The 5,036-nt window shown below is 61.8% G+C and carries 4 protein-coding genes and 1 pseudogene; 3 read left to right on the forward strand and 2 right to left on the reverse strand.

The window, feature by feature from the left end; translation table 11 throughout:
* Nucleotides 1-188 precede the first annotated feature (188 nt).
* Entirely contained in the window at nucleotides 189-1,082 is an 894-nt protein-coding gene (locus tag AC0L2K_RS02735) for a sugar phosphate isomerase/epimerase family protein (protein WP_287172986.1), read from the forward strand.
* Nucleotides 1,083-1,097: 15 nt separating this feature from the next.
* On the opposite strand, the gene uxuA is transcribed toward AC0L2K_RS02735, so the two are convergent.
* The gene (uxuA, locus tag AC0L2K_RS02740) at nucleotides 1,098-2,282 is read right to left on the reverse strand and encodes a mannonate dehydratase (RefSeq protein ID WP_128170890.1); all 1,185 of its coding nucleotides are present in this window, start codon (nucleotides 2,280-2,282) and stop codon (nucleotides 1,098-1,100) included.
* Between the two features lie 76 nt (nucleotides 2,283-2,358).
* On the opposite strand from uxuA, the gene AC0L2K_RS02745 reads away from it, so the two are divergent.
* Both AC0L2K_RS02745 and ftsZ read left to right on the forward strand, forming a co-directional pair.
* The gene (locus tag AC0L2K_RS02745; protein WP_287172988.1) at nucleotides 2,359-3,144 is read left to right on the forward strand and encodes an SDR family NAD(P)-dependent oxidoreductase; all 786 of its coding nucleotides are present in this window, start codon (nucleotides 2,359-2,361) and stop codon (nucleotides 3,142-3,144) included.
* Between the two features lie 266 nt (nucleotides 3,145-3,410).
* On the forward strand, nucleotides 3,411-4,418 hold the full coding sequence (gene ftsZ, locus AC0L2K_RS02750) for a cell division protein FtsZ (RefSeq protein ID WP_023797312.1): 1,008 nt from the start codon (nucleotides 3,411-3,413) through the stop codon (nucleotides 4,416-4,418).
* A 193-nt stretch (nucleotides 4,419-4,611) separates the two neighbouring features.
* On the opposite strand, the pseudogene AC0L2K_RS02755 reads toward ftsZ, so the two are convergent.
* A pseudogene (locus AC0L2K_RS02755) lies at nucleotides 4,612-4,833 on the reverse strand (DUF6429 family protein); the annotation flags it as partial.
* Nucleotides 4,834-5,036: the final 203 nt, after the last annotated feature.

Below are 5,036 nucleotides of genomic sequence, written 5' to 3' on the forward strand. Positions count from 1 at the left end.
CCCCCAGCTCACCCGTCAACAAAACCTCACGTAATATCCGGGCGGCCCCGCGCCCCGATACAAAACCCCCCCCCCGGGGGGGGGGGCGGGGGCCCCGCCCCCACCAATTTTTTGTTTTGAGCATCAGATTTTTCGCAAACCGGTTCCCACTTCTTGGGTCCGATGCTCTCGAGCAGCAGGAGACGATCGTGTCGCGCATTGGAATCCACTCTTTCGTCTGGTCGGCGAACTCGGCGCAAGACGACCTCGAACGGACGCTGGCCAACACCAGGGAGGCGGGCTTCGACCTGATCGAATTCTCCTATCTTGACCCTGCCAATGTCGATGTTGGCGGGCTGGCCAAGCGCATCGCCGACCTCGATCTCGGCGTGGCGATCAGCATCGGGCTGCCGCCCGACGGCGACATTTCAAGCGCCGACAAGGCGATTGCCGCGCACGGCGTCGAAGTCCTCAATGACACGATCGCGCTCACCCGCGATCTCGGCGGCCGGAAGGTCGCCGGCATCCTCAGCACCAGCCATGGATTGCAGACTGAGGCGCCGACGCGCGATCAATGGAACCGCAGTGCCGCCACGCTTGCCAAGGTCGCGGAGACCGCCAAGGCCGCCGGCGTCACGCTCAACCTCGAGATCGTCAATCGCTTCGAGAGCAATCTGCTCAACACCGCGGCGCAAGGGTTGGCCTTTATCGAGGACACCGGTTCCGACAACATTTTTCTGCATCTCGATACGTTCCATATGAACATCGAGGAGGCCGATGTCGGGTTGGCCATCCGCCACGCCGCCAAAAAGATCGGCTATGTCCACATCGGTGAGAGCCATCGCGGCTTCCTCGGCACCGGCAACATCGACTTTGCCGCGATCTTCGATGCGCTGACCGCAATCGGCTATGGCGACGACCTCAGCTTCGAATCCTTCTCGTCGGAGATCGTCGACGAGAACCTGTCGAAGAAAACCGCCATCTGGCGCAATCTGTGGACCGACAATATGGAGCTGGCCCGGCATGCGCGCCGCTTCATCGCCATCGGGCTGGAGACGGCGCAGCGCAAGGCCGAGCTTGTTGCGTCAAGCCATCAGCCTTAGCTCCGGTTGCGATCCTCAGGCCAGCTCAAAACGTTCCACGGCGCGCATGATGCCACGCAGCTCGGCCAGGCCTTTCAGGCGGCCGATCAAAGAATAGCCGGGGTTGATCCTGGTCTTGCCGATATCGTCGGCGAGCAGATGGCCATGATCGGGTCGCATGGGAATCCGCCAATCAGCGCGACCTTCCCTTCGGCGGCGCGTCTCTTCCTGCATCAAAGCGAGGATGACATGCGCCATGTCGGTGCCGCCCTCCAGATGCTCGGCTTCATGGAAGGAGCCGTCATCCTCGATGGTTACATTGCGCAGATGGACGAAATGGATCCGGTCGGCGAACTCCTTGACCATGCCGACAATGTCGTTGTCTGCGCGCGTACCGTAGGAGCCGGTGCAGAATGTCAGGCCGTTGGCCGGGCTGTCGACGGCGTTGAGGATGAAACGCGCGTCCTCGGCGGTCGAAACGATCCGTGGCAGGCCATAGAGCGAGAATGGCGGGTCGTCGGGATGGATGCACATGCGCACCCCCTCCTGCTCGGCCACCGGAATGATCTCGCGCAAAAACCAGGCAAGATTGTCGCGCAGCTCCTTCGGCCCGATCGAGTCATATTCCGCCAATGCCTCACGAAAACTATCCCGGTTGTAGCTGCGCTCGGTTGCCGGCAGGCCGGCAATGAGATTGCGCTCGATCCTGTCGATCTGCTCTTCGCTCAATTCCTTCAGTCGCGATTCCGCTTCCGCGATACGTGCCGCGCTGTAGCCGAATTCGGCATTCCTGCGCTTCAGGACGAACAGGTCGTAGGCGGCAAAATCGATCGCATCGAACCGCAGTGCGTAGCCCGTCGTTGGAAGCCGATAGGCAAGGTCGGTGCGGGTCCAGTCGACCACCGGCATGAAGTTATAGCAGATCGTCGCAATGCCGGCCTTGGCGAGCGCACGGATCGTGTCCTTGTACCAGCCGACATAGCGAAGCCGTTCCGCCGAGCCGATCTTGATCGAATTGTGGACGGGGATGCTCTCCACAACCGACCAGGTCAGCCCTTCGGCCTCGATGATCCGCTTGCGCTCCAAAATGTCCGTCAAAGGCCAGGCGCGGCCGTCATAGATATCATGCAGGGCGGATACAACGCCCGAGGCTCCGGCCTGCTTGACATGATCGAGCGTCACCGGGTCGTCAGGGCCATACCAGCGCCAGCATTGTTCCATCGAGGCTTTTCCTTTGCGATAAAACGGAACCGTATTGTTGGGCCACAATGGAAGTCAAATTAAAGGAGTTTGCGCCATGAAGGATTTCGACGGCAAGATTGCTCTGGTGACGGGGACGACCGGGATCGGCCTGGCAACCGCCAGACGTCTTGCGGCGGGCGGGGCGGCGATCATCGCCTGCGGCATCGACCGCGCGGCCAACACGGCGATGAGAGCGGAACTGGGCAGCTCCGGCGCCGAGTCGCTGGTCGTGGCCGTCGACGTCTCCGTGCCGGATCAGGTCCGCGACGCAGTCGCAGCCGGTGTTGAACGGTTCGGCGGCCTCGATATCATCGTCAATTCCGCGGCGGTCCATCCGTATGGCACCGCTGTTAGCACCGATTTCGACATCTGGAACCGGGCGATGTCCGTCAATGTCGGCTCGATCTACCTGACCGCGCATTTCGGTATTCCGGAAATGATCAGGCGAGGCGGCGGCGCCATCGTCAACGTGGCTTCGGTGCAAGGTTTCGCCTGCCAGCAGAACGTCGCCGCCTATGCCACGACCAAGGGCGCCATCCACACATTGACGCGCGCTCTGGCGCTCGACCACGCGCGCTCCGGCATTCGCGTCAATTCCGTCAGCCCGGGCTCGATCCGCACCCCGATCCTGGAAAAGGCGGCGCGCGGCGAAAACGGCACCGACGCCGATGTCGAGGCCGCCTACAGGCGCTTCGGCGAAGCGCACCCCATCGGGCGCATCGGCGAGCCGGAGGAAGTGGCGGAACTCATCGCCTTTCTGTGTTCGTCGAAAGCCGGGTTCTGCACCGGCGCGGACTACAGGATCGATGGCGGCCTGACTGCCGGCATCGGCGTGAAGTAGAACGGGAAGATCGGTCTCGGCTTTACGGGAGACGTTGTCATCGGACGATTTTCGGTCAGCCGCCACACGTAGCACCAGCGGCGGCGAACCAATAGCGCATAACATGCGCGAGCGCGAATACTGCACTTGCAGCCGGTTCAACCGTCTGATTCCCTTGGTTACGCTGGGCTGTCCTGATTCGCGCATTGTCCAAAGTCTTTGCAGCGCGCCGGGAACAAGCCTTCCACCGACCGCTGCGCTTGCGCATTCAAGGGGAGAGACGGCAAATGAACACTGCAACGAGGCCGACAATCTCGGAGATGAGGCCCAAGATATCCGTCATCGGGGTTGGCGGCGGTGGCGGCAACGCCATCAACAACATGATCGCCGAAGGCTTGCAGGGCACCGAGTTCATCGTTGCCAACACCGATGCCCAGGCGCTCACCATGTCGAAGGCAACGCGGCTGATCCAATTGGGAGCGCACGTCACGGAAGGCCTTGGTGCAGGATCTCTGCCCGAGGTCGGCCATGCCGCGGCCGTGGAATCTATCGACGAAATCATGGACCATCTTGCAGGAACGCATATGTGTTTCGTGACCGCAGGCATGGGAGGCGGAACTGGAACCGGTGCAGCACCGGTCATAGCGCAGGCCGCGCGCAACGCAGGAATACTGACCGTGGCCGTCGTCACCAAGCCGTTCGTCTTCGAAGGAAACCGCCGAATGCATGCCGCCAATGAGGGCATCGAGCGGCTGCGCGAAAGCGCCGATACCGTCATCGTCATACCGAACCAGAACCTCTTCAGGATCGCCGATGCCAAGACGACGTTCGCGGACGCTTTCGCCATGGCGGACCGCGTACTCTACGCCGGCGTCGGCTGCATCACCGATCTCATCGTCAAGGAAGGCCTGATCAATCTCGACTTTGCCGATGTGAAGTCGGTGATGCGCGATATGGGTCGCGCGATGATGGGGACCGGCGAAGCCACCGGCGAGGACCGCGCCAGGAAGGCAGCCGAAGCGGCGATCGCAAACCCGCTTCTCGACGAAGCGTCGATGATGGGCGCCAAGGGCGTCCTTGTCTCGATATCGGGCGGCACTGACATGACGCTGTTCGAGGTCGACGAAGCCGCCACGCGCATCCGCGAGGAGGTCGACGCCGATGCCGACATCATCGTCGGCGCCATTTTCGACAAGGCGCTCGCAGGAAAATTCAGGGTGTCGGTGGTCGCGACGGGATTGCGGCGGGGGCTTGAGATTCCGCTGACGGTGGGGTTGGAAAACCGTGTGAATTGAGCGACGCTCTTATGGGAGCACCACGGCAGGTTTCGACTGAAGGTCCGACGCACCGGACACCGCCGCCAGACGGTAATCGGGCGGAACGCCCAACCCTAATTGTTGCGGGATAGGCCTGCCGAGCAAGTTGTCGGTTTTGCCTGCGCGACTCTTGCTGTCGAATTGGAACGCCAGCCAGCGCTCTTGGCGCCGGCCGCGTGAACAGGGTGCGGAACAGTTCCTCAGCCCGTCGCAGGCCCTCATCTGTCAGAACCACCGACTTCGCCTTGTTTGCCGGATTGGCGATCAGTCCCTTCTGGTGCAAGCGATCCAGAGCATCCCAATCCAATCCCTTCCAGGCGCGCCTCTCTTCATGCAGCGTTAGCCAAAGCAGCCCGAGAACGGCATTGTCGATCTTGTCGGTGTCCGTCTCCATGCCAAGCAGATTAACACGGGAAGACGGCGCCTGCCGAGACCCACACCGTCGGGTAACTCGATGAGGATCAAACTGGCCGCGCCAGGCTGCAAACGCAAAACGGCCCGCGTGATGCGGGCCGTTTTGTTATTTGGTTGCGGGGACAGGATTTGAACCTGTGACCTTCAGGTTATGAGCCTGACGAGCTACCGGGCTGCTCCACC

This window comes from Mesorhizobium sp. WSM4817 (genome assembly GCF_055811135.1).